The 26540-nt window shown below is 73.4% G+C and carries 24 protein-coding genes and 4 tRNA genes; 22 read left to right on the top strand and 6 right to left on the bottom strand.

Going from position 1 to position 26540, the window contains the following annotated elements:
* The first annotated feature begins 162 nt into the window (after nt 1-162).
* A complete protein-coding gene (locus ACP7CD_RS01510) occupies nt 163-699 on the top strand; it encodes a MarR family winged helix-turn-helix transcriptional regulator (RefSeq protein ID WP_017833221.1) in 537 nt (178 codons plus the stop codon).
* 220 nt (nt 700-919) lie between these two features.
* On the opposite strand, the gene ACP7CD_RS01505 is transcribed toward ACP7CD_RS01510, so the two are convergent.
* Nucleotides 920-995 (bottom strand) — tRNA-Lys (locus ACP7CD_RS01505).
* A gap of 167 nt (nt 996-1162) precedes the next feature.
* Here ACP7CD_RS01505 and ACP7CD_RS01500 point away from each other — a divergent pair.
* From ACP7CD_RS01500 to ACP7CD_RS01430, 15 genes are all read left to right on the top strand, one after another.
* Complete coding sequence (locus tag ACP7CD_RS01500; protein WP_313960166.1) at nt 1163-2170, top strand: NAD(P)-dependent oxidoreductase; 1008 nt, start codon at nt 1163-1165, stop codon at nt 2168-2170.
* Nucleotides 2171-2457: 287 nt separating this feature from the next.
* Nucleotides 2458-4350, top strand: coding sequence for an acetolactate synthase large subunit (locus tag ACP7CD_RS01495; protein ID WP_017833219.1), 1893 nt, complete (start codon nt 2458-2460; stop codon nt 4348-4350).
* A gap of 3 nt (nt 4351-4353) precedes the next feature.
* Entirely contained in the window at nt 4354-4863 is a 510-nt protein-coding gene (ilvN, locus tag ACP7CD_RS01490) for an acetolactate synthase small subunit (protein ID WP_017833218.1), read from the top strand.
* A 103-nt stretch (nt 4864-4966) separates the two neighbouring features.
* Nucleotides 4967-5992, top strand: coding sequence for a ketol-acid reductoisomerase (gene ilvC / locus ACP7CD_RS01485; RefSeq protein WP_017833217.1), 1026 nt, complete (start codon nt 4967-4969; stop codon nt 5990-5992).
* A 162-nt stretch (nt 5993-6154) separates the two neighbouring features.
* Nucleotides 6155-6961, top strand: a complete 807-nt coding sequence (locus ACP7CD_RS01480) for a CPBP family intramembrane glutamic endopeptidase (protein ID WP_109243471.1) — start codon at nt 6155-6157, stop codon at nt 6959-6961.
* 73 nt (nt 6962-7034) lie between these two features.
* Nucleotides 7035-8597 carry a methionine--tRNA ligase gene (metG, locus tag ACP7CD_RS01475; RefSeq protein WP_284563607.1) on the top strand — a complete coding sequence of 521 codons (1563 nt, stop codon included), beginning with the start codon at nt 7035-7037 and terminating at the stop codon, nt 8595-8597.
* Nucleotides 8598-8676: 79 nt separating this feature from the next.
* On the top strand, nt 8677-9753 hold the full coding sequence (locus ACP7CD_RS01470; RefSeq protein ID WP_017833214.1) for a 3-isopropylmalate dehydrogenase: 1077 nt from the start codon (nt 8677-8679) through the stop codon (nt 9751-9753).
* A gap of 98 nt (nt 9754-9851) precedes the next feature.
* Nucleotides 9852-10961, top strand: a complete 1110-nt coding sequence (locus ACP7CD_RS01465; RefSeq protein WP_035928893.1) for a branched-chain amino acid aminotransferase — start codon at nt 9852-9854, stop codon at nt 10959-10961.
* A 70-nt stretch (nt 10962-11031) separates the two neighbouring features.
* Nucleotides 11032-11805, top strand: coding sequence for a fumarylacetoacetate hydrolase family protein (locus ACP7CD_RS01460; RefSeq protein ID WP_017833212.1), 774 nt, complete (start codon nt 11032-11034; stop codon nt 11803-11805).
* Nucleotides 11806-11914: 109 nt separating this feature from the next.
* The gene (gene gltX / locus ACP7CD_RS01455; RefSeq protein ID WP_095651664.1) at nt 11915-13429 is read left to right on the top strand and encodes a glutamate--tRNA ligase; all 1515 of its coding nucleotides are present in this window, start codon (nt 11915-11917) and stop codon (nt 13427-13429) included.
* Nucleotides 13430-13556: 127 nt separating this feature from the next.
* Complete coding sequence (locus ACP7CD_RS01450; RefSeq protein WP_109243468.1) at nt 13557-14135, top strand: cupin domain-containing protein; 579 nt, start codon at nt 13557-13559, stop codon at nt 14133-14135.
* Between the two features lie 88 nt (nt 14136-14223).
* A tRNA-Gln gene (locus ACP7CD_RS01445) sits at nt 14224-14295 on the top strand.
* Between the two features lie 22 nt (nt 14296-14317).
* A tRNA-Glu gene (locus ACP7CD_RS01440) sits at nt 14318-14393 on the top strand.
* Nucleotides 14394-14544: 151 nt separating this feature from the next.
* A tRNA-Glu gene (locus ACP7CD_RS01435) sits at nt 14545-14620 on the top strand.
* Nucleotides 14621-14845: 225 nt separating this feature from the next.
* Nucleotides 14846-15814 carry an NAD(P)/FAD-dependent oxidoreductase gene (locus tag ACP7CD_RS01430; RefSeq protein ID WP_426118564.1) on the top strand — a complete coding sequence of 323 codons (969 nt, stop codon included), beginning with the start codon at nt 14846-14848 and terminating at the stop codon, nt 15812-15814.
* Nucleotides 15815-15985: 171 nt separating this feature from the next.
* Here the strand turns inward: ACP7CD_RS01430 and ACP7CD_RS01425 are convergent, their stop codons facing one another.
* The 3 genes from ACP7CD_RS01425 to ACP7CD_RS01415 all read right to left on the bottom strand — a co-directional run bounded on the left by ACP7CD_RS01425 (nt 15986) and on the right by ACP7CD_RS01415 (nt 19188).
* Nucleotides 15986-16417 carry an OsmC family peroxiredoxin gene (locus ACP7CD_RS01425; RefSeq protein ID WP_017833207.1) on the bottom strand — a complete coding sequence of 144 codons (432 nt, stop codon included), beginning with the start codon at nt 16415-16417 and terminating at the stop codon, nt 15986-15988.
* Between the two features lie 146 nt (nt 16418-16563).
* The gene (locus ACP7CD_RS01420; RefSeq protein WP_017833206.1) at nt 16564-17820 is read right to left on the bottom strand and encodes a heparan-alpha-glucosaminide N-acetyltransferase domain-containing protein; all 1257 of its coding nucleotides are present in this window, start codon (nt 17818-17820) and stop codon (nt 16564-16566) included.
* A 318-nt stretch (nt 17821-18138) separates the two neighbouring features.
* The gene (locus ACP7CD_RS01415; protein WP_136341637.1) at nt 18139-19188 is read right to left on the bottom strand and encodes a TerC family protein; all 1050 of its coding nucleotides are present in this window, start codon (nt 19186-19188) and stop codon (nt 18139-18141) included.
* 292 nt (nt 19189-19480) lie between these two features.
* On the opposite strand from ACP7CD_RS01415, the gene ACP7CD_RS01410 reads away from it, so the two are divergent.
* The 4 genes from ACP7CD_RS01410 (at nt 19481) to ACP7CD_RS01395 (ending at nt 22554) form a co-directional block, all read left to right on the top strand.
* A complete protein-coding gene (locus tag ACP7CD_RS01410) occupies nt 19481-20641 on the top strand; it encodes a carboxylate-amine ligase (protein ID WP_426118561.1) in 1161 nt (386 codons plus the stop codon).
* Nucleotides 20638-21417 (top strand): alpha/beta fold hydrolase, encoded by a 780-nt coding sequence (locus ACP7CD_RS01405; protein WP_426118559.1) that lies wholly within the window; start codon nt 20638-20640, stop codon nt 21415-21417. Before ACP7CD_RS01410 ends, ACP7CD_RS01405 begins: the two co-directional genes overlap by 4 nt.
* Nucleotides 21414-22115, top strand: coding sequence for an esterase/lipase family protein (locus ACP7CD_RS01400; protein ID WP_426118557.1), 702 nt, complete (start codon nt 21414-21416; stop codon nt 22113-22115). Before ACP7CD_RS01405 ends, ACP7CD_RS01400 begins: the two co-directional genes overlap by 4 nt.
* 163 nt (nt 22116-22278) lie before the next feature.
* Nucleotides 22279-22554, top strand: a complete 276-nt coding sequence (locus ACP7CD_RS01395; RefSeq protein ID WP_426118555.1) for an SHOCT domain-containing protein — start codon at nt 22279-22281, stop codon at nt 22552-22554.
* Between the two features lie 68 nt (nt 22555-22622).
* Here the strand turns inward: ACP7CD_RS01395 and ACP7CD_RS01390 are convergent, their stop codons facing one another.
* Both ACP7CD_RS01390 and ACP7CD_RS01385 read right to left on the bottom strand, forming a co-directional pair.
* The gene (locus tag ACP7CD_RS01390; RefSeq protein ID WP_017833202.1) at nt 22623-23180 is read right to left on the bottom strand and encodes a DUF421 domain-containing protein; all 558 of its coding nucleotides are present in this window, start codon (nt 23178-23180) and stop codon (nt 22623-22625) included.
* A 51-nt stretch (nt 23181-23231) separates the two neighbouring features.
* Nucleotides 23232-24479 carry a cation:proton antiporter gene (locus ACP7CD_RS01385; RefSeq protein ID WP_426118552.1) on the bottom strand — a complete coding sequence of 416 codons (1248 nt, stop codon included), beginning with the start codon at nt 24477-24479 and terminating at the stop codon, nt 23232-23234.
* Nucleotides 24480-24657: 178 nt separating this feature from the next.
* Here ACP7CD_RS01385 and ACP7CD_RS01380 point away from each other — a divergent pair, with 178 nt between their 5' ends.
* Together ACP7CD_RS01380 and ACP7CD_RS01375 are read left to right on the top strand one after the other, a co-directional pair.
* Nucleotides 24658-25533, top strand: coding sequence for a potassium channel family protein (locus ACP7CD_RS01380; protein WP_426118550.1), 876 nt, complete (start codon nt 24658-24660; stop codon nt 25531-25533).
* A 45-nt stretch (nt 25534-25578) separates the two neighbouring features.
* Complete coding sequence (locus ACP7CD_RS01375; RefSeq protein ID WP_426118548.1) at nt 25579-26499, top strand: NADP-dependent oxidoreductase; 921 nt, start codon at nt 25579-25581, stop codon at nt 26497-26499.
* The last annotated feature ends 41 nt before the right edge of the window (nt 26500-26540 follow it).

The following is a 26540-nucleotide window of genomic DNA, read 5'->3' as shown; positions in this document are numbered from 1 at the left end:
GGGACGGCCCCGGACCACGAACACTACCGGCGCTCGTCCCGGTGGTCCCGGCGGTCCCGGGGGAGCGCTGAGGACCGCCGCGGATCCGCCCGCGAAGAAATGCTCGTCAGTTTGCTTAGCATGGTGCTGTATTCCGTGGTGCAGGTCGGTAGACTGCTTTGCATGCCTTTCACCACTCAATGGCCGACCAACCGACTGCTCTCCACCGCGGCCCGGCTCGTGGAGCACGCGTGGAACGAGCGCCTGGCCACGCTCGGGGTGACCCACGCGGGCGTCATGGCGCTGGACGTGCTGAAGACGGCGGGGAGCATGACGCAGGCCCAGCTGGCGCACCGCGTCCGGGTGCAGGCCCAGACCATGGGCAAGACGCTGCACCGGCTCGAGCTGCACGGCCACGTCAACCGGTCCAAGAACGTCCACGACCGCCGCAGCCACCTCGTGTCGATCACCCCGGAGGGCCTGCGCATCCTCGAGGCCGCCACCCAGCTCGAGGACGAGCTGGTGGACCACGGGCTGCTCACGGACGAGAACCTGCGCCGCACGCTGGCCGACATCATCACCACGCTCGGCGGCGCCCGCTGGAAGCTGCGGGTCCAGCCGGACGGGACCGTCACCGACGCCGGGTCCGCCGACGCGACCACGCCCGAGCAGTCGCGCGACATCGCCGAGGCCGGCACGGCGGGGGACACCGCGTCCTGAGACGGCCGCGGCCCGCGGTCCCGGCACGGACGGGCGCGGGGCGGGTCGGCACGGGGGTCGAGGACGACTTCCGCACGAGGGCGCGCGAGGTCGCCGGACGGCGGCCTCCGGCGGGAGCACCCGGGGCACGACGACCCCGGGTTTTTTCGTGCCCGCGGCCCGTCCCGCCCCGGGGACGACGAAGGACCCCACCGCGGTGCTCCGCGGTGGGGTCCTCCTGTGGTGCGCCCCCTCGGACTCGAACCGAGAACCCATTGATTAAGAGTCAATTGCTCTGCCAATTGAGCTAGAGGCGCTGGTGGTGCGGCAAGAACACTAGCACGCTCCCGGCCCGGGGGCCGAATCGCGCCGGCCGGCTTCCGCCGGGTCCCGCCTCGCAACGAGAAAGTACTCTACCAGCTCGTCCCGCCTTGTCCATTCCGCCGCCGCCGTCCGGACGGCGGCGGCGTCTAGCATGGCCGTCATGCCCTCCGCACAGACCCCCGCGCCGTCCGCCCCGTCCGTCCCGCTCTCCGAGCTCCGCGTGGTCTCCCTCCCGGAGCAGGAGCTCGTGGACCACCTGAGCGCCCGCGTCCCGGGCTTCCGCTACGTCCTGTGGGACATGGCCGGGGACCCGGTCGGGGCCCGCGCCGATGAGATCGACGTGGCGGTGGCTCCGTACTTCACCGGCCGCTGGGCGGGGGCCCTGCCCGCCGCGACCCGCCTGCGGCTCGTGCAGTTGCAGAGCACCGGCTTCGACGGCGTGCCGGAGGCCATCGGGCCCGACCTCGCCCTCTCGACGGCGGGCTGGGTGCACGCCGCCGGGACCGCCGAGCTGGCCCTGGGGCTGATGATCGCCGCCCAGCGGGAGCTCGACCGCGCCGTCCTGCAGCAGCGCGACGGGATCTGGCGCCGCTTCGAGACCCGGACACTGGCCGACAGCCGCGTCCTGGTGCTGGGCGTGGGCGAGATCGGCTCCGCCGTGGTCGACCGGCTGCTCCCCTTCGAGGTCGAGGTCACGAGGGTGGCCTCCCGGGCCCGGACCGACGAGCGCGGCCCCGTGCACGGCATCGACGAGCTGCCGGCCCTGCTGCCCGACGCCGACGTGCTCGTGGTGGCCCTCCCCGCGAGCCCGGCGACCGACGGCCTCGTCGACGCCCGCGTGCTGTCCCTGCTGCCCGACGACGCCCTGGTGGTCAACGTGGGCCGCGGCCGGGTGGTCGACACCCCCGCGCTGACCGCGGAGGTCGTGTCCGGGCGGCTCCGCTGCGCCCTCGACGTCGTCGAGCCCGAGCCCTTCCCCGGCGACCACCCGCTGTTCCGTGCCCCCGGGGCGATCCTCACCCCGCACACCGGTGGTTCCTGCACGTCCTACAAGCCGCGCGTGCGGCGGCTGCTGCGGACCCAGCTCGAGCGCATCGCCGCGGGGGAGCGGCCCCTGTTCCTGCAGCAGGAGGGGCGGCTGGACGTCCCGGCGGACGCGGAGGAGTGATCCGGACGTGCCGTGTCTCACATCGTGGGACACGGAGTCCGAAGATTGACACGCTCGGCCGGGCGGCAGAGCATGGGAGCATGCAACTCAGCCACGGTGTCGTCCAGCTCACGGTACGCGTCCTCGTCGGACGCGGGGCCTGAGCCGACGACCGGTCGAGCGCACGGGCCCTGTCGCACCTCCCGGTGCCGCGAGGGCCTTTTTTCTTGCCCGGCGCCGACGGCGGAGCGACAGTCGAGCCGGAACAGCAGCACCAGCCCAGAAGGCCAGACCAGAAGGACAGTGACATGAGCAAGGGACAGCCGATCAGCCCAGCGCTGATGGCCACCAAGCGCGCGGAGACCGCCGCTGACCACCGGCCCCCGGGGGCCCCGGAGAAGTCCGTCCCCGCCGTCCCGTCCGTCATGGGCCCGGGCAGCACGGTGGCCCCCACGGAGATGACCGGCTCCCAGGCCGTCATCCGGGCGCTGGAGGAGCTCGGCGTCACCGACGTCTTCGGCCTCCCGGGCGGCGCGATCCTGCCGACCTACGACCCGCTCCTGGACTCGGACCGGATCAACCACATCCTGGTCCGCCACGAGCAGGGCGCCGGCCACGCCGCCGAGGGCTACGCCCTCGCCTCGGGCCGCGTGGGCGTCTGCATCGCGACCTCCGGCCCCGGCGCCACGAACCTCGTCACCGCCCTCGCCGACGCGCACATGGACTCCATCCCCATGGTCGCGATCACCGGGCAGGTCTCGTCCAAGGTGATCGGCTCCGACGCCTTCCAGGAGGCGGACATCGTGGGGATGACGATGCCGGTCACCAAGCACTCCTACCTGGTGACGCACGCCGAGGACATCCCGCGGGTGCTCGCCGAGGCGTTCCACCTGGCCTCGACCGGGCGCCCGGGACCGGTGCTCGTGGACATCGCCAAGGACGCCCAGCAGGACACCATGACGTTCTCCTGGCCGCCCCGGATGGACCTGCCCGGCTACCGGCCCGTGACGCGCGGGCACGCCAAGCAGATCCGGGAGGCCGCCAAGCTCATCGCGGCGGCCCAGCGGCCCGTGCTCTACGTGGGCGGCGGGACGGTGCGCGCCGACGCGGCCGCCGAGCTCATGGAGCTGGCCGAGCTGACCGGCGCCCCCGTGGTGACCACGCTGACCGCCCGGGGCGTGTTCCCGGACTCCCACGAGCAGAACCTGGGGATGCCAGGGATGCACGGCACCGTCCCGGCGGTGTACTCGATGCAGCAGGCCGACCTGCTGGTGACCCTCGGCGCGCGCTTCGACGACCGCGTCACGGGCCACCTGGAGACCTTCGCCCCCACGGCCAAGATCATCCACGCGGACATCGACCCCGCCGAGATCTCCAAGAACCGCACCGCCGACGTCCCGATCGTGGGCGACGTCAAGGAGATCCTGCCGGACCTCGTGACCGCCGTGCGCCAGGAGTTCGAGCGCAGCGGCAGCCCCGACCTCTCCTCGTGGTGGACCGCGCTCAGCAGCCTGCAGGCCACCTACCCGCTGGGCTACCCCAAGCCGGCGGACGGGCTGGGCTCGCCGCAGCACGTCATCGAGCGGATCTCCGCCCTGACCGGCCCGGAGGCCGTCTACGTCTCCGGCGTGGGCCAGCACCAGATGTGGAGCTCCCACTTCGTCCAGTACGAGCGGCCCCGGCAGTGGCTGAACTCGGCCGGACTGGGGACCATGGGCTTCGCCGTGCCCGCCGCGATGGGCGCCAAGGTCTCCCAGCCCGACCGCGTGGTCTGGGCGATCGACGGCGACGGCTGCTTCCAGATGACCAACCAGGAGCTCGCCACCTGCACGATCAACAAGATCCCGATCAAGGTGGCGGTGATCAACAACTCCTCGCTGGGCATGGTGCGCCAGTGGCAGACCCTGTTCTACGACGGCCGGTACTCCAACACCGACCTGAACACGGGCCACGACAGCATCATGGTGCCGGACTTCGTCAAGCTCGCCGACGCCTACGGGTGCGCCGCCCTGCGCTGCACCCGGGACGAGGACGTGGACGACGTCATCCGGCAGGCCCTCGAGATCAACGACCGCCCCGTGGTGATCGACTTCGTGGTCTCCGCCGACGCGATGGTGTGGCCGATGGTGCCCACCGGCGTGTCCAACGACCAGATCCAGATCGCCCGCAACATGACCCCCGACTGGGACGAGGAGGACTGACCCATGAGCCGACACACCCTCTCCGTGCTGGTCGAGGACAAGCCGGGCGTGCTGACCCGGGTGGCCGGACTGTTCGCGCGCCGCGCCTTCAACATCGACTCGCTCGCCGTGGGACCCACGGAGCTCGACGGCGTCTCCCGCATCACCGTGGTGGTGGACGCCGAGGGCGAGCTGCTCGAACAGGTCACCAAGCAGCTGAACAAGCTCATCAACGTGATCAAGATCGTCGAGCTCACCCCCGACTCGTCGGTGCAGCGGGACCACATCATGGTCAAGGTCCGCGCCGACGCCGCGACGCGTCTGCAGGTCACCCAAGCCGCGGACCTGTTCCGGGCCACCGTTGTCGACGTCTCCACCGAGTCGCTCGTCATCGAGGCCACCGGCGCCCCGGAGAAGCTCCGGGCGCTGCTGGACATCCTGGAGCCCTTCGGCGTCCGGGAGATCGTCCGGGCCGGTACGCTGGCCCTCGGACGTGGTCCCAAGTCGATGAGCGACCGCGCCCTGCGCCACTGACGCCCCCGGGCGGCGGTGGACGCGGGCGCCGGCCCACAGACACCCCAACCACCTCGCGGCGGTGCCCCCGCCGCGCCCACCCATGCTTCAAGGAGACAATCCCATGGCAGAGATCTTCTACGACGACGACGCCGACCTCTCGATCATCCAGGACCGCTCCGTGGCCGTCATCGGCTACGGCTCGCAGGGCCACGCCCACGCGCTGAACCTGCGCGACTCCGGCGTGGACGTGCGCATCGGCCTCGCCGAGGGCTCGCGCTCCCGGGCCAAGGCCGAGGCCGAGGGCCTGCGGGTGCTCACCGTCGCGGACGCCGTCAAGGAAGCCGACGTCATCATGATCCTGACGCCGGACCAGGTCCAGCGCCACGTCTACGCCGAGTCGATCGCCCCGAACCTGGAGCAGGGCGACGCCATCTTCTTCGCCCACGGGTTCAACATCCGCTACGGCTACATCGAGGCCCCCGCGGGCGTCGACGTCGTCATGGTCGCCCCGAAGGGCCCGGGCCACACCGTGCGCCGCGAGTTCGAGGCCGGCCGCGCCGTGCCCGCCCTCGTGGCCGTGGAGAAGGACGCCTCCGGCAAGGCCCTCGAGCTGGGCCTGTCCTACGCCAAGGGCATCGGCGGCACCCGCGCGGGCGTCATCAAGACCACCTTCACCGAGGAGACCGAGTCCGACCTCTTCGGCGAGCAGGCGGTCCTGTGCGGCGGCATGTCCCACCTGGTCCAGTACGGCTTCGAGACCCTGACCGAGGCCGGCTACCAGCCGGAGATCGCCTACTTCGAGGTCCTGCACGAGCTCAAGCTCATCGTGGACCTCATGGTCGAGGGCGGCATCGCCAAGCAGCGCTGGTCCATCTCGGACACCGCCGAGTACGGCGACTACGTCTCCGGCCCCCGGGTGATCAGCCCCACGGTCAAGGAGAACATGAAGGCCGTGCTGGCCGACATCCAGGACGGCACCTTCGCCAAGCGCTTCATCGAGGACCAGGACAACGGGGGCGCCGAGTTCAAGAAGCTGCGCGAGAAGGAGGAGTCCCACCCGATCGAGGTCACCGGCCGGGAGCTGCGCAAGCTCTTCGCGTGGACCTCGCCGGACGCCGACTACGTCGAGGGCACCGCGGCCCGCTGATCCGCACCCGCCCCACCGCCGCGACCGGCGCGGGGGCACCGGCCGAGGGGTCGCGTCCGCACGTCATGCGCCGAGCATTCCGTGCGGACGCGGCCCCTCGCCGCGTCCGGCGTCCTACCCTGGGGGCGGAGCCGGTCGCCGCGATCCCGGGGGGTGGTCCGCATGACGGACATCGGAGCACGGGCACAGCAGCCCGGGCCGGGCCTGCGGGGGCGGGTCGCCCGGCACCAGCTGCCGGCCTTCTTCGTCCTGACGTACGCGTGGTCCTGGACGTGCTGGGCGCCCCTGCTGCTCGGGGCGGGCGGCACGCCGCTGCTCCTGCTCGGCGGCCTCGGCCCGTTCGTGGCGGCGTGGGCCGTCACGTGGCTGTCGGGGGAGCCGGTGCGGGACTGGGCCCGGGCGATCGTGCGGTGGCGGGTCCCGGCCCGCTGGTGGGCCTGGGCGCTGGGGCTGCCCGCGCTGCTGTACGCCGTCGTCAACGCCCTGCTCGCGGCGCTGGGCCGGGAGGTCGACTGGTCCCTGGCCCTCGAGCGGGCCCCCGCCTACCTGGCGACCTTCGCCTTCGTGGCGGTGCTCGGGGGCGGCCTGGAGGAACCCGGCTGGCGCGGCTTCGCGCTGCCCCGGCTGCAGGAGCGGCTGGGCCCGCTCCGGGCGACCGCGCTGCTCGGTCTGCTGTGGGGGGTGTGGCACGTCCCGCTCTACGGGCCGCTGGGCTTCGCGGTGCCGTTCGTCCTCGCGTTCCTCTACACGCCGCTGTACAACCGCACGGGCAGCGTGCTGCTGTGCGTGCTGCTGCACGCGAGCTTCACGCCGGCCCAGGACCACCTCGTCCTGCTGGCCGCGGAGCCGGTGCACACCGGGCTGCTGGACACCGTGGACCTCGTCCTGTTCGGCACCTACGCCGGGGCCGCGCTGCTCGTCGTGGCCCTCACCCGCGGGCGTCTGGGCGCGGGGCGCCCCCGGCGGTGAGCCGGCCCGGCCGGGCCCCGAGCGCCGGTCGCCCCGGGCGCGCACGACCCCCGCGGTCGGTAGAGTGGAGGCCGTGACTTCCTCCCACCGCACCCCGTACTACATCACCACGGCCATCGCGTACCCCAACGGCACCCCGCACATCGGGCACGCCTACGAGGTCATCGCGACCGACGTCATGGCCCGGTTCAAGCGGCTTGACGGCTACGACGTCCGCTTCCTGACCGGCACCGACGAGCACGGCCAGAAGATGCAGCAGACCGCGGAGAAGGAGGGCCTCACGGCCCGGGAGCTCGCGGACCGCAACTCGGCGCGCTTCCGCGAGATGGACGACGCCCTGAACATCTCCTACGACCGCTTCATCCGCACCACGGACGCCGACCACTACGCGGCGTCGGCGGCCCTCTGGCGCCGGATGGAGGAGGCCGGGGACATCTACCTCGGCAAGTACGCCGGCTGGTACTCCGTGCGCGACGAGGCGTTCTACGGCGAGGACGAGACCGAGCTGCGCGCGGACGGCGTGCGGTGCTCGACGGGCACCGGCACGGAGGTCACCTGGACCGAGGAGGAGTCCTACTTCTTCCGCCTCTCCGCCTACCAGGACCGGCTGCTGGAGCTCTACGAGCGGGAGGGCTTCGTCCACCCCGAGACCCGGCGCAACGAGATCGCGTCCTTCGTGCGCTCGGGCTTGGAGGACCTCTCCATCTCCCGCACCACCTTCGACTGGGGCGTGCCCGTGCCCGGCAACCCGGACCACGTGATGTACGTGTGGGTGGACGCCCTCACCAACTACCTCACCGGCGTGGGCTTCCCGGACACCGCATCCGAGACGTTCCAGCGGTACTGGCCCGCCGACGCCCACGTGATCGGCAAGGACATCGCCCGCTTCCACGCCGTGTACTGGCCGGCGTTCCTGATGTCCGCCGGCCTGCCCCTGCCCCGGCGCGTCTTCGCCCACGGCTTCCTGTTCAACCAGGGCGAGAAGATGTCCAAGTCCGTGGGCAACGTCATCGACCCGCACGCCCTCGTGGCCGAGTACGGCCTCGACCCGCTGCGCTTCTTCCTGCTGCGCGAGGTGCCGTTCGGCCAGGACGGCAGCTACTCGCACGACGGGATCAAGAACCGCATCAACTCCGACCTCGCCAACGACCTCGGCAACCTCGCGCAGCGCTCGCTGTCGATGGTCGCCAAGAACTGCGAGGGCCGGGTCCCCGCGCCCGGGGAGCTCACCCCCGAGGACCGGGCCATGCTCGCCGCGGCCGCCGGGCTCTGCGCGCCGGTGCGCGCCGAGTTCGACGAGCAGCAGTTCCACCGGGCGCTCGAGCGGATCTGGCGGGTGGTCGCCGAGGCCAACCGGTACTTCACCGCCATGGAGCCCTGGAAGCTGCGCAAGACCGACGCCGGGCGGATGGCCACCGTGCTCTGGGTGACGCTCGAGGTGGTGCGCACGGTCGGCATCCTGGTCCAGCCGGTGGTGCCGGACGCCGCCGCCCGGCTGCTCGACGTGCTCGGCCAGGCCGAGGGCGACGCCCGCCTGTTCACCGCCCTGGACACGCCCATCGTGGCGGGCACGGAGCTGCCCCCGCCCGCGCCGGTGTTCCCGCGCTACGAGGAGCCCGCCGCACTCCAGTCCTGAGCGGCGATCGGCTGTCCATCATGTGAGACGTCCGTCCACACCGTGGTCGGACGGGTCGGTCCGCTCCTATCCTGGGGCCATGAGCCAGCCGACGCCCGCAGCCGCCCCCGCCCACCTGAAGATCGCCCTCGTCCCCGGTGACGGCATCGGCCCCGAGGTCGTGGCCGAGGCGGTGAAGGTCCTCGACGCGGTGACCGCCGCGGCCGGCGTCACGGTGGAGAGGACGGAGTTCGGCCTCGGCGCGCAGCACTGGCTGGACACGGGGGAGACCCTCACGGACCGGACGCTGGACGAGCTGCGGACCCACGACGCCATCCTGTTCGGCGCGGTCGGCGCCGCCCCCGGGGACCGGCGCGTCCCGTCCGGGATCATCGAGCGCGACGTGCTGCTGAAGATGCGCTTCAGCCTCGACCACTTCGTCAACCTCCGCCCGTCCAAGCTCTTCCCGGGCACCACCAGCCCGCTCTCCCACCCCGGGGACATCGACTTCGTGGTGGTGCGCGAGGGCACCGAAGGCCCGTACGCCGGCAACGGCGGGGTGCTGCGCGGCGGCACCGACGCCGAGATCGCCACCGAGGTCTCGCTCAACACCGCCTACGGCGTGCGCCGCCTCGTGCGCTACGCCTTCGAGCTCGCCGCCGGGCGGGAGCGCAAGCGGCTGACCCTCGTCCACAAGCACAACGTGCTCGTCAACGCGGGCCGCCTCTACGCGCGCCTCGTCGAGGAGATCGGTGCCGAGTTCCCCGACGTCGCCGTCGACTACCTGCACGTGGACGCGGCCACGATCTTCCTCACGACCGACCCGGCGCGCTTCGACGTCATCGTCACCGACAACCTCTTCGGGGACATCCTCACCGACCTCGCCGGCGCGGTGACGGGCGGCATCGGACTGGCCCCGGCCGGCAACATCAACGCGGACCGCACGGCGCCCTCGATGTTCGAGCCCGTGCACGGCTCCGCACCGGACATCGCCGGGCAGCAGAAGGCGAACCCCGTGGCGGCGATCCTCGCCACCGCCATGATGCTGGAGCACCTCGGCCACTCCGGGCCGGCGGCCCGGATCGAGGCCGCCGTGCAGCAGGACCTCGCGGCCCACGGCAACGAGTCCCGCACCACCGCCCAGGTGGGCGACGGCGTGCTCGCCGCCCTCGCCTGAGCCGATCCGGCCGTGCTCCGGGGATAGGCTGGGGCACGGAACCAACAGCTGAGCCCCGCGTGCCGGTCGCCACGGGGTCGACCTCGCAGGGAGACGCAGTGACCACACAGCCCACCACCTTCGCCCACCACCTCAGCCAGGACCCGGTCCCGGAGGAGGTCCGGGCGGCCATCCTCGCCGAGCCGGGCTTCGGCACGAACTTCACGGACCACATGGTGAAGATCGACTGGTTCGGGGACGTCGAGAAGGGCACGGGCCGCTGGAGCGACCCGCGGGTCGAGCCGTACGGTCCGCTGGTGCTGGACCCCGCCGCGGCCGTGCTGCACTACGGCCAGGAGATCTTCGAGGGGCTCAAGGCCTACCGGCACGCGGACGGCTCCGTGTGGACGTTCCGGGCCGAGGCCAACGCCGCCCGGCTCAACCTGTCGGCCCGCCGGCTGGCGCTGCCGGAGCTGCCCGAGCAGCTGTTCCTGGACTCGCTGCGCGAGCTCGTGTCGGTGGACGAGCAGTGGGTGCCCGACGGGGACGGGGAGTCCCTGTACCTGCGCCCGTTCATGATCGCCACGGAGGCGTTCCTGGGCGTGCGCCCGTCCCGCCAGGTGCTGTACTCCGTGATCGCCTCCCCGGCCGGCAACTACTTCGGCGGCCCGGTGAAGCCCGTGGACATCTGGCTCTCCCGCGACTGGGCCCGCGCCGGCCGCGGCGGCACGGGAGCGGCCAAGTGCGGCGGCAACTACGCCGCCTCCCTGATCGCCCAGATGGAGGGCGACGCCCACGGGTGCCAGCAGGTGATGTTCCTGGACCGCGACCGCGGCGACGCCGTCGAGGAGCTGGGCGGCATGAACGTGTTCTTCGTCTACGACGACGGCCGCCTGGTGACCCCCGAGCTCACCGGCACGATCCTCGAGGGCGTCACCCGCCGCTCGATCATCCAGCTCGCGAAGGACCGCGGGATGACCGTCGAGGAGCGCCGCTTCACCCTCGACGAGTGGCGCGAGGGCTGGCAGGCCGGGACCATCACCGAGGCGTTCGCGTGCGGGACCGCCGCCGTCATCACCCCCATCGGCCGGCTCGTCTCCACCGAGGAGACCATCGGCGACGAGGGCGCCCGGCCCGGCGAGGTCACCATGGACATCCGTCGGCAGCTCCTGGAGATCCAGACGGGCCGCGCGGAGGACCCGCACGGCTGGCTGACCCGCCTGGTCTGAGCCCCGCGCGGCCCCGGTGGCGCCACCGGGGCCGCGCGGCCGCCCGCGGACCGTGGGATAGCCTGGTCCCATGCGAATTGCCAGGTTCACGGTCGACAGCGAGATCCACTTCGGCGCGGTGCAGGGCGCCGCCGGCGAGGAGACGGTCACCGTCCTCGCGGGCGACCCCTTCTACACCGGGATCAACCCCACCCAGCAGCGCCACGACATCGCCGACGTCCGCCTCCTCGCCCCCGTGATCCCGCGCTCCAAGATCGTGTGCGTCGGCCGCAACTACGCCGACCACGCCGCGGAGCTGGGCAACGAGCTGCCCACCTCGCCGATGCTGTTCTTCAAGCCCAACACGTCCGTCGCCGGTCCCGGCGACCCCGTGACCCTGCCCGCGTGGACCGAGCAGGTCTCCTACGAGGCCGAGCTCGCCGTCGTCATCGGGCGGATGTGCAAGGACGTCCCCGTGGAGCGCGTGCCCGAGGTGGTCTTCGGCTACACCGCCGCCAACGACCTCACCGGCCGCGACGTGCAGAGGACCGACGGGCAGTGGGCGCGCGCCAAGGGCTTCGACGGGGCCTGCCCGCTCGGGCCCTGGATCGAGACGGACCTCGACACCTCCGCCCTCGCCGTGCGCAGCCGCGTCAACGGCGAGACCAAGCAGGACGGCAACACCCGGGACATGGTCTTCGACGTCCCGTTCCTCGTCTCCTACGTCTCCCAGGCGTTCACGCTCCTGCCCGGCGACGTCATCCTCACGGGCACGCCCGCCGGCGTCGGCATCGTCGACGAGGGCGACCGGATCGAGGTGGAGGTCGAGGGCATCGGCGTCCTGCCGACCGTCCTGCGCCGCTGACCCGCACCGCCGGCCGGCGCCGGTCCGCACCGCCGACCCGTGCGGGCACCGCGGCGCCCCGCACCACCGCACGACCCCGCCCAGACCCCGACCGATCCACGAAAGAGCCATGACCGACACGCCCGCCACCCCGGCCACCGCCTCGACCACCTCCTCGCCCGTGCGCGTGCGCTTCTGCCCGTCCCCGACGGGCACCCCGCACGTGGGGCTGATCCGCACCGCGCTGTTCAACTGGGCCCACGCCCGCCACACCGGCGGCACCATGGTCTTCCGCGTCGAGGACACCGACACCCTGCGCGACTCGGAGGAGAGCTACCAGCAGCTGCTCGAGGCGCTCGCGTGGCTGGGGATCGACTGGGACGAGGGCGTCGAGACCGGCGGTCCGCACGCCCCGTACCGGCAGTCGCAGCGCCTGGACGTCTACCGCGACGTGGCCGCCCGGCTCCGGGAGCACGGGGCGGTCTACGAGGCGTACTCCACCCCGGAGGAGGTCGAGGCCCGGCACCGGGCGGCCGGCCGCGACCCCAAGCTCGGCTACGACAACTTCGACCGCGACCTCACCGAGGAGCAGATCGCGGCGTACCGGGCGGAGGGCCGGGAGCCCGTGCTGCGGCTGCGGATGCCGGACGAGGACATCGTGGTCCACGACATGATCCGCGGCGAGATCGTCTTCCGGGCCGGCTCCATCCCGGACTACGTGGTGGTGCGCGCCAACGGCCAGCCGCTGTACACGCTGACCAACCCCGTGGACGACGCCCTCATGGAGATCACCCACGTGCTGCGCGGCGAGGACCTGCTCTCCTCGACACCGCGCCAGATCGCGCTGTTCCGCGTCCTGGTCGAGATCGGCTTCGCGAAGTACGTGCCCGAGTACGGCCACCTGCCCTACGTCATGGGCGAGGGCAACAAGAAGCTGTCCAAGCGCGACCCCGAGTCCAGCCTCTTCCACCTCAGGGACAGCGGCTTCGTCCCCGAGGGCCTGCTCAACTACCTGGCCCTGCTGGGCTGGTCCCTGTCCGCGGACGAGGACGTCTTCACCGTGGAGCAGCTCGTGGAGCACTTCGACGTCCACGACGTCCTGGCGAACCCCGCGCGCTTCGACCTCAAGAAGGCCACCGCGATCAACGGCACCCACGTCCGCAGGCTCGCCCCCGAGGACTTCCGCGACCGGCTCGTCCCCTACCTGCAGGCCGGCGGCGTGCTGGGGGACACCCTGGACGAGCGCCAGCGGGACATCCTCGACCGGGCCGCCCCGCTGGTCCAGGAGCGGATGAACCTGCTCGGCGAGGCCCCCGAGCTGCTGTCCTTCCTCTTCGCCGCCGACGACGAGATCGAGGTCGCCGACGACGCCCGCAAGCAGCTCAAGGACTCCGCCGGGGACGTCCTGCGGGCCGCGCTCGCCGCCCTCGAGCCGCTCGAGGACTGGAGCGCCGCCGCCCTCGAGACCGCGCTCCGCGAGGCCATCGTGGACGGGCTGGGCATCAAGCCGCGACTGGCCTTCGGCCCCGTCCGCACCGCCGTCTCGGGCCGGCGGATCTCGCCGCCCCTGTTCGAGTCCCTCGAGATCCTCGGCAAGGACTCCTCCCTGACCCGCCTGCGCGCCCTCGCCGCCCAGCTCGGCTGAGCGCCCTCCCCGCCGACGACGACGGTCCGGCCCGCCCTCCGCGGAAGGCGGGCCGGACCGTCGGCGGGGACGTCATCTGCACACGCCCGGGCGCTCCGGCGTAGCCTGGGACACGGGGGCGATCAGCATGGACCGGACGGACGACCAGATCGAGGCGATGCGCGCGGGACGCCCGCAGCACCGCAATCCCGTGCAGCGGGACACCATCACGTGGTTGCGCACCGGCGCGGAGACCGGGGGCGAGCACGCCCTGCTGCACGTCGAGGTGGAGGCCGGGGGAGAGGTGCTCGCCCACTACCACCGCCGGTTCGGGATGCGCGTGCGGGTCCTCGAGGGCGTGCTGCGGGTCCAGGTCGGCCACGTCGTGCGGGACCTCGGGGCGGGCGGCGAGGTCGAGGTGCCCCCGGAGCACCTGTTCCGCTGGAAGAACCCGAGTGGGTCGCCGGCCCGCTTCGTGGTCGAGGTGCGGCCCGCCCACGAGGGCTTCGAGAAGGGCCTGGTGGCCCTGTACGGGCTCGCCCGGGACGGGCGCACCCGCCGGGACGGCCGGCCGCGGAGCCTGCTCCGCACGGCGCTGCTCATCCAGTGGACCGACATCAACCTCCCGGGGCTCTACCGCTGGCTGGGGCCGGTCGTCCGGGCGCTGGCGGGCATCGCCCGCCGCCGGGGGATCGACGGGGAGCTCGAGGACCGCTACTGCCGTTGAGCCCGATTTGCCGCCCCGCCGGAAGGCCGGTATAGTTCTTTTGCGTTGCGCCGGTCGCCGCGGGAAACCGCCGGACCGGGGACGACAGTGGGATATGGTGTAATTGGCAACACTACGGTTTCTGGTACCGTCATTCTAGGTTCGAGTCCTGGTATCCCAGCGCTGCTCCATCGGATCAGTACGGCCCCATCGTATAGCGGCCTAGTACGCCGCCCTCTCACGGCGGTAACGCGGGTTCGAATCCCGCTGGGGTCACCACCGCAGAACACCCCCGGACCACACGGTCCGGGGGTGTTCTCGTGTCCGGGGTGCGCTGCGCTGCCGGAACAGGGCCGGCGTCCGGAACAGGGCCCGGGACCTGGTACAGTGTACGAGGCCGGTCGCGGGAAACCGCGGACCGGATCGGTGCGGCCCCATCGTATAGCGGCCTAGTACGCCGCCCTCTCACGGCGGTAACGCGGGTTCGAATCCCGCTGGGGTCACCACGGAAGACGTCCCCCGGACCACACGGTCCGGGGGACGTCGTCGTTTCCCACGGCGAGCACCGGCACCGTCCGGTCCGGCGCCGCCCCGCCCGGGGGAGGGGCGCGCGCCGAATGCTCCGGCACCGCCTACAGTCAGCAGGCTTACATCCCCGTCCCGGCACTGCTACGTTGGCAGAGCGACGCAGGACTGCTGCCGGGACCGGCTCCGGGACGGGGGAAGGCACGATGGACGAAAGCTACGACGTGGTCGTCGTCGGTGGGGGGCCCGCGGGCCTCGCCGGGGCGCTGTGCCTGGCCCGCGCCCGGCGCACGGTCCTCGTGGTGGACGCCGGGGCCCCGCGCAACGACCCCGCGGAGCACGTGCACAACTACCTCGGGCGCGACGGCGACGCCCCGGGCGCGTTGCTCGCGGACGGGCGTGCCGAGGTCACCGGCTACGGAGCGGACGTCGTCGACGGCACGGTGGTCTCCGCCCGCCCGGCCGGGGAGGGCGGCCACGGCGTCCGGTTCCTGCTGGCGCTCGAGGACGGCCGGTCGGTGCGGGCGCGCCGCGTGCTGATCACCACCGGACTGACCGACGAGCTGCCGGACGTCCCGGGCGTGGCGCAGCGGTGGGGCCGCGACGTCGTCCACTGCCCCTACTGCCACGGCTGGGAGTGGCGGGACGAGCCGCTGGCGGTGCTGGGCACCGGCCCCCTGGGCGTGCAGCAGGCGCAGCTGTTCCGGCAGTGGAGCCACGACATCACCTTCGTGCAGCACACCGCCCCGGCGCCGGACGACGAGGAGCGCGAGCACCTGGCGGCCCTCGGCATCGCGTGCGTGGCGGGCGAGGTGCGGCGCGTGGAGGTGTCGGAGGACCGGATCACCGGTCTCCGGCTGGTCGCCGGCGAGCTCGTGCCGTGCCGGGCCGTGGTCGTGGTGCCGCGCTTCACGGTCCGCTCCGCCCTCATCGACTCCCTCGGCCTGCGCACGGCCCAGGTGGAGGAGAAGGGCCATGCCGTCGGCACGTACGTGCCCTCGGCGCCCACGGGCGGCACGGACGTGCCGGGGGTCTACGTGGCGGGCAACGTCACGGACCTCCACGCCCAGGTCCTCGCCGCGGCGGCGGCCGGGCTCACGACCGCCACGGCCGTCAACGCCGACCTGCAGGCCGAGGACCTCGGCCGGGCGCTCGCCGAACGCGACCGCGCCTGACGTCACGGGTCCGGCCGGCCGGGGGCGGATCCACGAGGAGCAGGAGCGGACGCGCGCGACCTTCCACGCCCTCGCCGGCCGGGCCGTCGTCCGCCGCCGTCACCGACACGCCGGACGCGGCCGGCCCCGCCGGCCCGGGCACTGCCCGGGCCGGCGGGGCCGGGCACCGGATCAGGCCAGCGAGGCGTCCAGGGTGATGTCCACGGACAGGGCCTGGGAGACCGGGCAGCCGGCCTTGGCCTCCTCGGCGATGCGCGCGAAGTCCTCCGCGGAGATGTTCTCCACCTGCGCCACCACGGTCAGCTCGACCCCCTTGATGCCCTCGCCCGCCACGAAGGTCACCTCGGCCGAGGAGTCCAGCCGGGTGGGCGGGGTCTCGTTCTGGGCGAGCATGTTGGAGAACGCCATGGCGTAGCAGGTGGCGTGCGCGGAGGCCAGGAGCTCCTCGGGGCTCGTCTTGGCGCCGGCGCCGCTCTCCGCGCGGGTGTCCCAGTCCACGTCGAAGGGGCCCAGGCCCGAGCCGGTCAGGCTGGTGGTGCCCGAGCCGTTGAAGAGATCGCCGGTCCAGACGGTGCTGGCCTTGCTGATGACGGGTTTCGGCATGGTTCCTCCTGAGGTCCACGGCAGGCGGGCGCTCCGCCTGTCGGCGCCGGGCGGCGCTGCTGTCACGCTAACGGATCCGTGCGGCCCGCGAGCGGCCGGGGCCGTGTTTCAGCCGTCGGCGCGTGTCCGGCCGGCGGAGGCACGTGCTACCCCAGGGGCCTCCTGGGGGTCTCCGGGCCGCGGGGCGTCCCCCGATCCGCGACAGCACGGGAGGTCGCGTGCGCGGCCGCGGACACGAGCCGTTCCAGCGGACCCCGTCCGAAGGCGTGCCGCCAGGCGAGCGCCACGAGCGCCGAGACGAGGAGGCAGGCGGCGAACCAGAGCAGCGGGCTGCTGTAGTGGACCTCGGTGGCCAGCAGGACCAGCTGTCCCGTGTACAGGGACAGGGTCATGGCCCCCATGGCCGTGAGCGGCAGCAGCCACTTGCCGAACTCGCGGCCGGCGAGCAGGAAGGCGCCGAGCACGGCCGTGCTCACCCCGAGGCTCCAGGCCACCGAGAGGAGCGTGTTGGTGTGCGGGGCGGAGAGCGCCTGCCACCACAGCGAGGACGTCGGCAGGGGCCCGTCGGCGCCGAAGACGACGAGGTGGTCCAGGTCCGCCCGGGTGAGGGAGACGATGCTGTAGAGCAGCACGTTGTAGCCGTCCATGCCGTAGAGGAGCACCCAGGAGACGAGCTTGGCGAGGGCCGCGAGGCCGAGTCCCGCGGCCAGGAGGCGGCTCTGCAGACGCAGGCTCTTGAGGTTGAGGCGGCCGAGGGCGAGCCCGGCGAGCAGGTACGCCATGTACGTCACGGCCGGGTACGTGCCGGTCAGCGTCAGCTGCCAGAAGAGCGCGACCGGTTCGGTGACGAGGTGGGCGAACGTCGGGTTGGCGGCGCTGTGCTCGGGCACCACGTCGCCCAGCCAGTGGATCAGGAGGGGCCCGAGGAGCAGGAACGCGCCCGAGCACAGGAGCAGGGTCCGTGCCCGCAGCCCCAGGAAGGGCAGCGCGAGCAGGAAGAAGAGCCCGTAGTGGACCAGGATGCCGACGGCCGGCGGGTCCGCCGGCATCAGGTACCCGACGGTCAGCCCGATCACCATGATCAGCAGCGCGCGCACCGCGATCCCCGCGCGGGCGGCGGTCAGGTCCCGGCCCCTGCGGGGTCTGCGCGCTCCGGTGGAGAAGGCGAGGCCGACCCCGGCGAGCAGCGCGAACAGCGCCGCGGAGTCCCCGGCGAACAGCAGCCAGGACAGCGTCGGCCGGTCGTTGTCGGGATAGGACTGCGGCAGGAAGTGGACCGCCGTCAGCCCCACGAGAGCCAGTCCCCGGGCGGCGTCCACGGCGACCAGGCGCCCGGCCGACCGGCGGGGGTCGAGCCCGCCGGTGGCCTCCGCGGCCCGGTCTCTCGTGGGGTGGTCGTTCATGGGTCCCGCCGTCCTGTTCCTCATCCCCGGCCCCACGGTGGGTCGCGCTCAGGATGTCGTGTGCACTGCCGCCAATCTTCGCATCCGGGCCGTCGGTCGCGGCAACGTTGCGCCGGAAGGCTCAGGAGGCCTCGCGCAGCGCCGGCCCCGGCGGCGGCGTGGAGGGCCTGCTGGTTCGCGCGGGTCAGGGGACCGGTCACGCTGACCCGGACGAACCGGCCGTCGGGGTCCGCCTCGACGAGGACGGAGAGCTTGCGGTGCACGGGGTCGGCTCCTTCACGGGGCGGCGACCCTCCCACGGGGCGCGGTCCGCGCCCCTCAGGGGCCGCTCCGGCCGTCCTCGTCCCGGTCCGCGGAGGCGGCCCGGGACGGCCGCAGGGGTTGGAGCGCCGCGAGCTCGGCGGGGGTCGCGGTCCGGAACGGCGGGGCCTCCGGGCACTGCGGCGCCCGCCGCCCCTGCCCGCGGGTGGCGCGCAGGCTCGTGCCGACCGACACGACCAGGACGGCCGTGATCACCGCGAGGGAGACTCCCGTGGGGATGTCGACCACGTCGACCTTGAGCGCCATCTTCACCCCCACCCACACCAGGACCAGGGCCAGCCCGGCGCGCAGGTGCACGAAACGGTGCATCAGGTCCGCCAGCAGGAAGTACATGGCCCGCAGCCCCAGCACGGCGAAGGCGTTGGCGGTGAAGACGATGTAGACCTCGTCGGTGACCGCGAAGACGGCCGGGATCGAGTCGACGGCGAAGACCACGTCGGTGGCCTCGATCAGCACCAGCACCGCCAGCAGCGGCGTGGCCCGCAGCGCCCCGCCGACGCGCACCACGAGCCGCTGCCCGTAGAACACCTCGGTCATCGGCACGCAGCGGCGGAAGACCCGCAGCACCGCCGACCGGTCCGGGTCAAGACGCGCCTCCCGCTGCCGGAGCATCCGCCACCCGGTGCAGAGCAGGAACGCGGCGAAGAGGTAGAGCACTCCCTCGAAGGCGTGGATCAGCGCCGCGCCCGCGGCGATGAAGGCGCCGCGCAGCACCAGCGCCCCGAAGACGCCCAGGAACAGCACCTGGTGCTGGTAGGCGCGGGGGACGGCGAAGTACGTGAGCAGGACCGCCCAGACGAACACGTTGTCCACGGAGAGCGACTTCTCGATCAGGTACCCGGCGAAGTACTGCTGGCCGGCCTGCGACCCGAAGACGGCCCAGACCACCACCCCGAAGCCCGTCCCGCAGGCCACCCACACCGCCGTCCACACCGCGGCCTCGCGCAGCCCGATCGCGTGCGGGCGCCGGTGGGCGAGCAGGTCCACGGCCAGCAGGACCACGATGCCGCCGATCACCGCGGCCCACCCCCAGAACGGGACGTCCATCGCCACCAGCCACCCTCCGGTTCCCGACCGGAGGTCTCTCCCGGCCCGTTCCGGGCCCGCGCGCCGGATCCTGCGGTGGGACCGTCGTGACGACGCTGCGCGGGGGGATACTCCCCTCCTGGCCCCTCCAGCGAACCCCGCACCGCCCTCCGCGTCAAGAGGCGTCGCGAGCCCCCGCAGCGGCGCTGCGCGGGTCCCCGGTGCTACGCTCCGCAGTGAGCCGGGGGATCCGCCCGGCGACGACGGCGGGGCCTCCCGCCCCGCCCGTCCGCACCGCTCCAGCCCCTCCCGGATGGTGGTGATCACCGTTTTCCCGCACCCGTCCCCCGCAGCGACCACCGGCCCCACCCGCACCTTCGGCGTGGAGGAGGAGCTGCTCCTCGTGGACGCCGTGACGCTGGCGCCCGCCCCCGCCGGCCCGGACGCCGTGGACGCGCACGCCGCCGGCGTCCGCTCCTCCCCGGCGACGGCACCGGCGCACCAGGTCACCACCGAGCTGCAGCAGGAGCAGATCGAGGTCGCGAGTCCTCCGCTGACCGGCCTCGCGGAGCAGATCGCCGCGATCCGTCAGGGGCGCCGCCTGGCCGACGCCGCCGCCCGCGCGGTGGGTGCCCGCGCCGTCGCCCTCGCCTCACCGGTCACGGCGGGCGCCCCGCACCTCGTGCCCGCACCGCGCTTCCGGTGGCTCCAGGAGCGCTTCGGGCTGGTGGCCGCCGAGCAGCTGACCTGCGGCCTCCACGTCCACGTGGGCGTCGGCAGCCGCGAGGAGGGCGTGGCCGTGCTGGACCGCATCCGGGTGTGGCTGCCCGTCCTGCTCGCCCTGAGCGGCAACTCCCCGTTCTGGTACGGCCGGGAGAGCGGCTTCAGCAGCTACCGCTACCAGGCCTGGGTCCGCTGGCCCACCTCCGGTCCCACGGAGGTCTTCGGCTCGGTCGAGGAGCACGACCGGCAGCGCGAGGCCCTGCTGCGCTCCGGGGTGCCCCTCGACCTCGGCATGATCTACTTCGACGCCCGGCTCTCGGCCCGCTACCCCACCGTGGAGATCCGGATCACCGACATGTGCCTGGACGCGGAGCACGCGGGGGTGCTGGCCGCCCTCGGCCGGGCGCTGGTCGAGACGGCCGCCCGCCAGTGGCGGGCGGGCCTCCCTGCGCCGCCGGTGAGCGCGGCGCAGCTGCGGACCTGGTCCTGGCAGGCCAGCAGGGACGGCGTCGAGGGGACGTTGATCAGCCCGGCCTCCGGCGCGCCCGCCCCGGCCGCGGACGTCGTGGCGGAGCTGCTCGCCGTCGTGCGCCCCGTGCTCGCCGAGTGGGACGAGGCCGCGCAGGTGGAGTCCGTGGTGGTCGGCGTCCTGCGGGACGGCTCCGGCGCCCGGCGGCAGCTGGCGGCCCACGCCGCGCGGCGGGACCCGCTCGACGTCGTGCGCCTGGCGCTCGAGGCGACCCACCGGTGAGGGCGCGGGGGCGCCCGGGGCTCGAGCGGCGGCGCGTCGTCGCCGGCACCCACGCGGTCGACGTGCGGGGGACCTTCGACCGCGCGCGGCCGCCGGTGGTCCTCGTGCACGGCATCGGCATGTCGGGCCGGTACTTCCTGCGGCTCGCGGACGCGCTCGCGGCCACGCACGACGTCTACGCCGTCGACCTGCCGGGCTGCGGGTCCTCACCGCGCCCCGCCCGGCCCCTGTCGGTGCCCGAGCTCGGCCGCGTGGTCGCAGGGGCCGTCGAGGCGCTGGGGCTGCGGGCTCCCGTGGTCGTGGGGCACTCCATGGGCTGCCAGGTCGTCGTGGACGCGGTCGGGGACCACCCCGGGCTGTGCGCCGGCTACGTGCTGGTGGGACCGACCGTCGACCCCACCGCGCGCAGTCTGCTCGGCCAGGGACGGCGGCTGCTGCGGGACACCCTGCGCGAGCCCCTGCGCACCAACGCCGTGGTCGTCCGCGACTACCTCCGGATGGGCCCGCTCCGCTATCTGCGCACGACCCGGCACATGCTCCGCGACCGGATCGAGGAGGACATCCGGGGCTGCACGCCCCCCGGGCTGGTGGTGCGCGGGTCCCGGGACCCCATCGCCCGGCGGGACTGGTCCCGCCGGCTGGCCCGGGCGGCCCCCGACGCCCGCTTCCTGGAGATCCCCGGGGCCCCGCACAACGTCCAGCACACCGACCCCCGGGAGCTTGCCGCCGCGTGCGCGCCCTTCCTCGCCGCCTGTCGTCCCGGGAGCCCGGTGTGATCCCGCGGCTGGGCGCGGCGGCCGCGAATCTCGCGGCCTGGGCCCGCGACTACGTCTACGCGGTCCGGTGGCAGGCCGCGGGCGTCCTCGGCCGGTGGGAGCCCGCCCACTACCGGGGCCCGGGAGAGCCGGGGCGGACACCGGTCGTGCTGATCCCCGGGATCTACGAGTCGTGGACGTTCATGCTCCCGGTGGCCGGGCTGCTGCGGGAGCACGGCCACGACGTCCACGTGGTGGAGGACCTGAGGTTCAACACCGGGACCATCGAGGACATGGCGGCGCTGGTCGACGAGCACATCCGCCGGGAGGGGATCGAGCGCTGCGTGCTGGTGGCGCACAGCAAGGGCGGGCTGATCGGCAAGCACCTCCTGGCCCACCACAACGAGGGCACCGTGATCCAGGGGCTCGTGGCCGTCAACACCCCCTTCGCGGGCTCCGAGCTCGCCCGGCTCCTGCCCCTTCCGACGATCCGGGTGTTCCTGCCCCACTCCCCGGAGCTCACCGCGCTGACCACCCGCCGGGAGGTCAACCGGCACATCGTCTCCGTCTACGGCCTGTTCGACCCCCACATCCCGGGCGGCAGCCACCTGGCAGGGGCGCGCAACGTCCAGCTCGGCACGCGCGGTCACTTCCTGCCGCTCAGCGACCCGCGCGTGCACGAGGCGATCCTCGAGGGGATCGGCACGCTCACCCGCTGACCCCGCCGGCGCCCGGTGGGCCCGGCGGCCGCCGACCCGTCCCGGCCGGACCGCCCCGGCCCGGCGTCGGAGGTGACTGCTACTCTTCGGCCACCGAGCGCGCCCCGGACGGCGCGCCGCCGGAGACAGGAACGACGGACGACGCCGGAGGGACGGTGGGACCGTGGGCGAACTCGGACTGACCCCCTTCCAGGGCTGGGAGGTGACGTCCTGGGCCCTGCTGGCCGCCGCTGCCATGTGGACCGTGGCCCGGGGCGTCCGGTGGCTCGTGGGACGCTACGGGCAGAACACCCGCTGGGGCCGCAGGTCGCGCACCCGGCTCGGCCTGCGGCGGGCTCGTGACGGCCTGCTGGAGCGCCACGCCGCCGGAGAGCTCACCGAGGACGAGTACCGGGAGCGGCTGCGGCTGCTCGAGCAGGAGGGCCGCTCCGGCTCGTGAGCGCCCCGGGACGGCGGGCGGGGACGCGCGAGCACCGGGCCGGGCACAGCGGAATCGCGCCGTGCGGTTCACGCCTCCGGGCCGGCCGGTCCCCGGCGGTCGTCGTCGCCCAGGGCCTCGGTCCCGCGGACGTCCGCGAGCGCGGACCCGTCGCCGTAGGAGCTCGATGTGATGACGCTGAGCTTGCCGTTGGTCTCGAGCACGACCGCCTCGACCCGGGAGAGGTCCCCGGTGCCCTGCATGCGCACCGCCTGACGGATCTCCGACTCCGTGAGCCGGTTGCGGCGCAGCGCCTCGCCCCGGATCCGGCCGTCGGCCAGCAGCAGGACGGGGTCCGAGGTGAAGAAGCGCCGGGCCCCCGGACGGCGCGCCGAGACGAGGGCCACGAGCAGCTGGAGAGCCGCGAGCAGGGCCAGGGCGGTGGCGCCCTCGGCCCAGGAGACGTCCGTGCTGAGGAAGATGGTGGCGAGGGTCGAGCCGAGGGCGACCGTGACCACGAAGTCGAAGACGTTGAGCTGGGCGAGGGTGCGCTTGCCGGACAGGCGCAGGATCGCCACCAGCGTGGTGTAGGAGGCGGCTCCGACGAGCAGGATCCGGAGGATGTCGGCCCAGGAGTCAAACCACACGGCGGGCCTCCCGGTCCGTGATGAGGGGCCTGGGACAGGGGTGCTGCGGGCTCATGCGGGGGTCTCCTCCTCCTGTTTGCGCTCCGGCTCCCGGTGCTGGAGCCACGCGCTCAGCGGTGCGGTGGACAGCCCGTGGACGAGCACGGACAGGGTGACGGCCAGGGTGGTGTGGACGAAGATCTCGTGGTTGCCGGTGTGCCGTTCGGCCAGCGTCGCGTAGAACAGGGCGGAGACGCCGATGGGTCCGAACCAGCTCAGGACGAGCGTCTCGGCGCGGTCGTGCACGCCCCGCAGCAGCGGCCGGAGCGCCCACAGGGCAACGAAGCGGCGCAGCAGCAGCGCCGCGCCGAGGACCAGGGGAGCACCCCAGCCCAGTTCCGTCCACTCACCGACCGGCAGCGCCAGGCCGAGCAGGATGAACACCGGCAGCAGGAACAGCCGGGCCACGGCGTCCTGGACCTTGTCCTCCTGCGCCTCGTCCCGCTGGGGGATCACCTGCCCGAAGACCGCGACGCCCACGAAGACGGCCAGCAGGGCGTCGGTGCCCAGCAGCTTGCCGGTCCCGAGCAGCACGAGTGCCAGCGGCACCACGAAGGCCAGGTAGGAGCTCTCCTCCATGAGCCCGTGCCGGCGGACGACGACGAACAGCCTGCCCAGCAGGAAGCCCGCCAGCGCCCCGAACACCGCCGCGCCGAGCACCTCCCACAGCAGGACGGTGGTCAGCAGCTCGTGCCACGCCCGGTCCGGCTCGGTCAGCAGCAGCACCGGGAGGAGGACGAAGAGGTAGGCCAGTCCGTCGTTGAGCCCGCTCTCGGCCGAGAGGTTGTGCCGGACCCGCTCGGGAATCCGCTCCACGGCCAGGGAACCCGTGACGATCGGGGTGGTGACCACGGGGTCGGTCGGGGTGATGATCGCGCCCAGCAGCAGCGCCACCAGGAACGGCACGCCCAGCGCCGCCCACAGCACGCCGGTGGCCACGACGAGCATCAGGGCCATGCCCAGCCCGATGACCACGGCGATCCAGCGGGCGTCGCTGCGCCAGTAGCCGTGCGGCAGGCGCAGGGCGACCCCGGCCAGGCCCACCGCCAGGGTGATCCGCGCCGCCTGCTCCAGCAGCGTTCCCGGGGGCAGGCCGAAGTCCTCGATCCGCACGAGGTCCAGCGCGTAGGGGCCGATCAGCGCGCCGAACGCGAGGGCGAGCACCGGGCCGGGGAGACTGATCCGCTGCAGCAGCGTCGAGAACGCCGAGATCAGCAGGACGGCTCCGGCGAAGAGCGCCAGCACCAGGTTGATGTCCATCGTCGTCCTTCCGTCCCTGTGGGGGGCCGCGTCGCCGTCCGGGGCAGCGGATGCTTCCACCGTAACCCTGCTGATGGTCCCCGGGGCAAGCACGGAGGCCGTACCTCCGGGACGGGCCCGGGCGCCACCGGGTAGGGTCCCCGGGAAGGACGGTCATCGACTGGGACGGAGCGACGACGTGGACGTGCTGCTGACGCTGCTGGGGACCGCGATCGTCGTGGTCGGCCTGTGGGACATCTACCACAGCCTGCTGCACCCCAGCGGCTCGGGCGCCGTCGGCGGCCGGGTGCAGTCGGGCGTCTGGTGGATCTCCCGGCGCACCGGGCACCGCTTCGGCTCGGCCGTGGGCCCGGGCTCGATGATCACGGTGGTGCTCCTGTGGGTGCTCCTGCAGGGAGTCGGCTGGGCCCTGATCTACTTGCCGCACGTCCCCGAGGGCTTCACGTACTCGCCCGGGGTGGACCCGGCCGCCTACCCCGATCTCCTCGAGGCCCTCTACCTCTCGTTCGTCACCCTGGCGACGCTGGGGTTCGGGGACGTCGTGGCCACCGACCCCTGGATCCGGCTGGCCACCCCGCTGGAGGCGCTGACCGGGTTCGCCCTGCTCACGGCGGCCCTGACGTGGTTCACCCAGATCTATCCGCCGCTGTCCCGCCGCCGGGCCCTGGCGCTCGAGCTGACGTCCCTCGCCGAGGTGGAGTACGCGGACGGGATCGCGGAGGAGGACCCCGTGACGGCGGCCCGGGTGCTGGACGGGCTGACCGCGGAGGTGTCCCGGGCCCGGATCGACTTCACCCAGCACGGCGAGACGTACTACTTCCAGGAGGAGGACCCGGACCTCTCCCTGGCCCGGCAGCTGGCCTACGCCCTCGAGCTGCGCGACCGTGCCGCCGCGTCCTCGGCGCCGCCGGTGCGCACGAGCGCCCGCCGCCTGGGCCTGGCCCTGGAGCAGCTCGCGCGAAAGCTGCGGGAGGACTTCGTCAGCACGGGGGAGGCCCCCGGGGAGGTGTTCGCCGCCTACGCCGCGGATCACCTGCGGGAGCCGGGCCGCTGACCCGCGGCCGGGAACAGATTCCCGGGACCGCCGGTTGCGCGGAGCATGAAGGCATTGACGTACGCCCGCTACGGCGGCCCCGAAGTCCTCGAGCTCACCGACCTCCCCGAGCCCAAGGTCCCCCCGGGCTGGGTGCTCCTGAAGGTGCGCAGCGCCGCGATCAACCCCGTGGACTGGAAGATCATGGCCGGCGGCCTCGATCCGCTGATGGAGGTCCAGTTCCCGGTGGTGCCCGGCTGGGACGTGTCCGGGGTCGTGGAGGCCGTCGGCATCGACGTCCCGGAGTGGGCCCCGGGCGACGAGGTGATCTCCTACGCCCGCACGGACTGGGTGCACGGCGGGACGATGGCCGAGTACGTCGCCCTGCCCGCACGCCTGCTTGCGCCGAAGCCGGCCTCCGTGGACTGGGACCGGGCGGCCGCGCTGCCGCTGGCCGGGCTCACGGCCTACCAGGTCCTCGGCCGCCTGGAGGTGGCCGCGGGAGACACCGTGCTCGTGCACAACGCCTCCGGGGGCGTGGGCGGCTACGCCGTCCAGCTCGCCGCGGCCCGGGGCGCCCGCGTGATCGGCACGGCGTCGGAGGTCAACCACGAGTACCTGCGCGGTCTCGGCGCGGAGCCCGTGGCCTACGGGGACGGGCTGCCCGAGCGGGTCCGGGAGCTGGCTCCGGACGGCGTGGACGTCGTGGTCGACCTCGTAGGCGGGGTCGTGGAGCAGACGCTCGCCGTCCTGAAGGACGGGGGGCGGCACGCCTCCGTGGCCGACGACGCGGTCGAGGCCCACGGCGGGACGTGGATGTGGGTGCGTCCCTCCGCCGAGGACCTCACCGAGCTGGGCCGTCTGGTGGACCGGGGCGCGCTGCGGATCGAGCTCGCCCGCAGCGTGCCCCTGGCCGAGGGCGTGGAAGCCTACCGGCTCAGCCAGGAGGGGCACGTCCGCGGCAAGATCGCCGTCCGGATGGCGTGAGCCCCCGGCGACCCGCGCCGCGTAGGTGCACAGCAGGCTGA

The organism is Kocuria sp. LHG3120 (assembly GCF_049897445.1).
In the GTDB taxonomy this organism is placed as follows: domain Bacteria; phylum Actinomycetota; class Actinomycetes; order Actinomycetales; family Micrococcaceae; genus Kocuria; species Kocuria rosea.
The sequence above is the reverse complement of the archived record's forward strand: the minus strand, read 5'-3'. Positions and strand labels throughout refer to the sequence as shown.

Bases quoted from the DNA above. Each gene is read 5' to 3' on its own strand.
- ACP7CD_RS01510 (WP_017833221.1), top strand. From the start codon at position 163: ATGCCTTTCACCACTCAATGGCCGACCAACCGACTGCTCTCCACCGCG.
- ACP7CD_RS01500 (WP_313960166.1), top strand. From the start codon at position 1,163: ATGCCCTCCGCACAGACCCCCGCGCCGTCCGCCCCGTCCGTCCCGCTC.
- ACP7CD_RS01495 (WP_017833219.1), top strand. From the start codon at position 2,458: ATGAGCAAGGGACAGCCGATCAGCCCAGCGCTGATGGCCACCAAGCGC.
- ilvN (WP_017833218.1), top strand. From the start codon at position 4,354: ATGAGCCGACACACCCTCTCCGTGCTGGTCGAGGACAAGCCGGGCGTG.
- ilvC (WP_017833217.1), top strand. From the start codon at position 4,967: ATGGCAGAGATCTTCTACGACGACGACGCCGACCTCTCGATCATCCAG.
- ACP7CD_RS01480 (WP_109243471.1), top strand. From the start codon at position 6,155: ATGACGGACATCGGAGCACGGGCACAGCAGCCCGGGCCGGGCCTGCGG.
- ACP7CD_RS01470 (WP_017833214.1), top strand. From the start codon at position 8,677: ATGAGCCAGCCGACGCCCGCAGCCGCCCCCGCCCACCTGAAGATCGCC.
- ACP7CD_RS01460 (WP_017833212.1), top strand. From the start codon at position 11,032: ATGCGAATTGCCAGGTTCACGGTCGACAGCGAGATCCACTTCGGCGCG.
- gltX (WP_095651664.1), top strand. From the start codon at position 11,915: ATGACCGACACGCCCGCCACCCCGGCCACCGCCTCGACCACCTCCTCG.
- ACP7CD_RS01450 (WP_109243468.1), top strand. From the start codon at position 13,557: ATGGACCGGACGGACGACCAGATCGAGGCGATGCGCGCGGGACGCCCG.
- ACP7CD_RS01430 (WP_426118564.1), top strand. From the start codon at position 14,846: ATGGACGAAAGCTACGACGTGGTCGTCGTCGGTGGGGGGCCCGCGGGC.
- ACP7CD_RS01425 (WP_017833207.1), bottom strand. From the start codon at position 16,417: ATGCCGAAACCCGTCATCAGCAAGGCCAGCACCGTCTGGACCGGCGAT.
- ACP7CD_RS01420 (WP_017833206.1), bottom strand. From the start codon at position 17,820: ATGAACGACCACCCCACGAGAGACCGGGCCGCGGAGGCCACCGGCGGG.
- ACP7CD_RS01415 (WP_136341637.1), bottom strand. From the start codon at position 19,188: ATGGACGTCCCGTTCTGGGGGTGGGCCGCGGTGATCGGCGGCATCGTG.
- ACP7CD_RS01410 (WP_426118561.1), top strand. From the start codon at position 19,481: ATGGTGGTGATCACCGTTTTCCCGCACCCGTCCCCCGCAGCGACCACC.
- ACP7CD_RS01385 (WP_426118552.1), bottom strand. From the start codon at position 24,479: ATGGACATCAACCTGGTGCTGGCGCTCTTCGCCGGAGCCGTCCTGCTG.
- ACP7CD_RS01375 (WP_426118548.1), top strand. From the start codon at position 25,579: ATGAAGGCATTGACGTACGCCCGCTACGGCGGCCCCGAAGTCCTCGAG.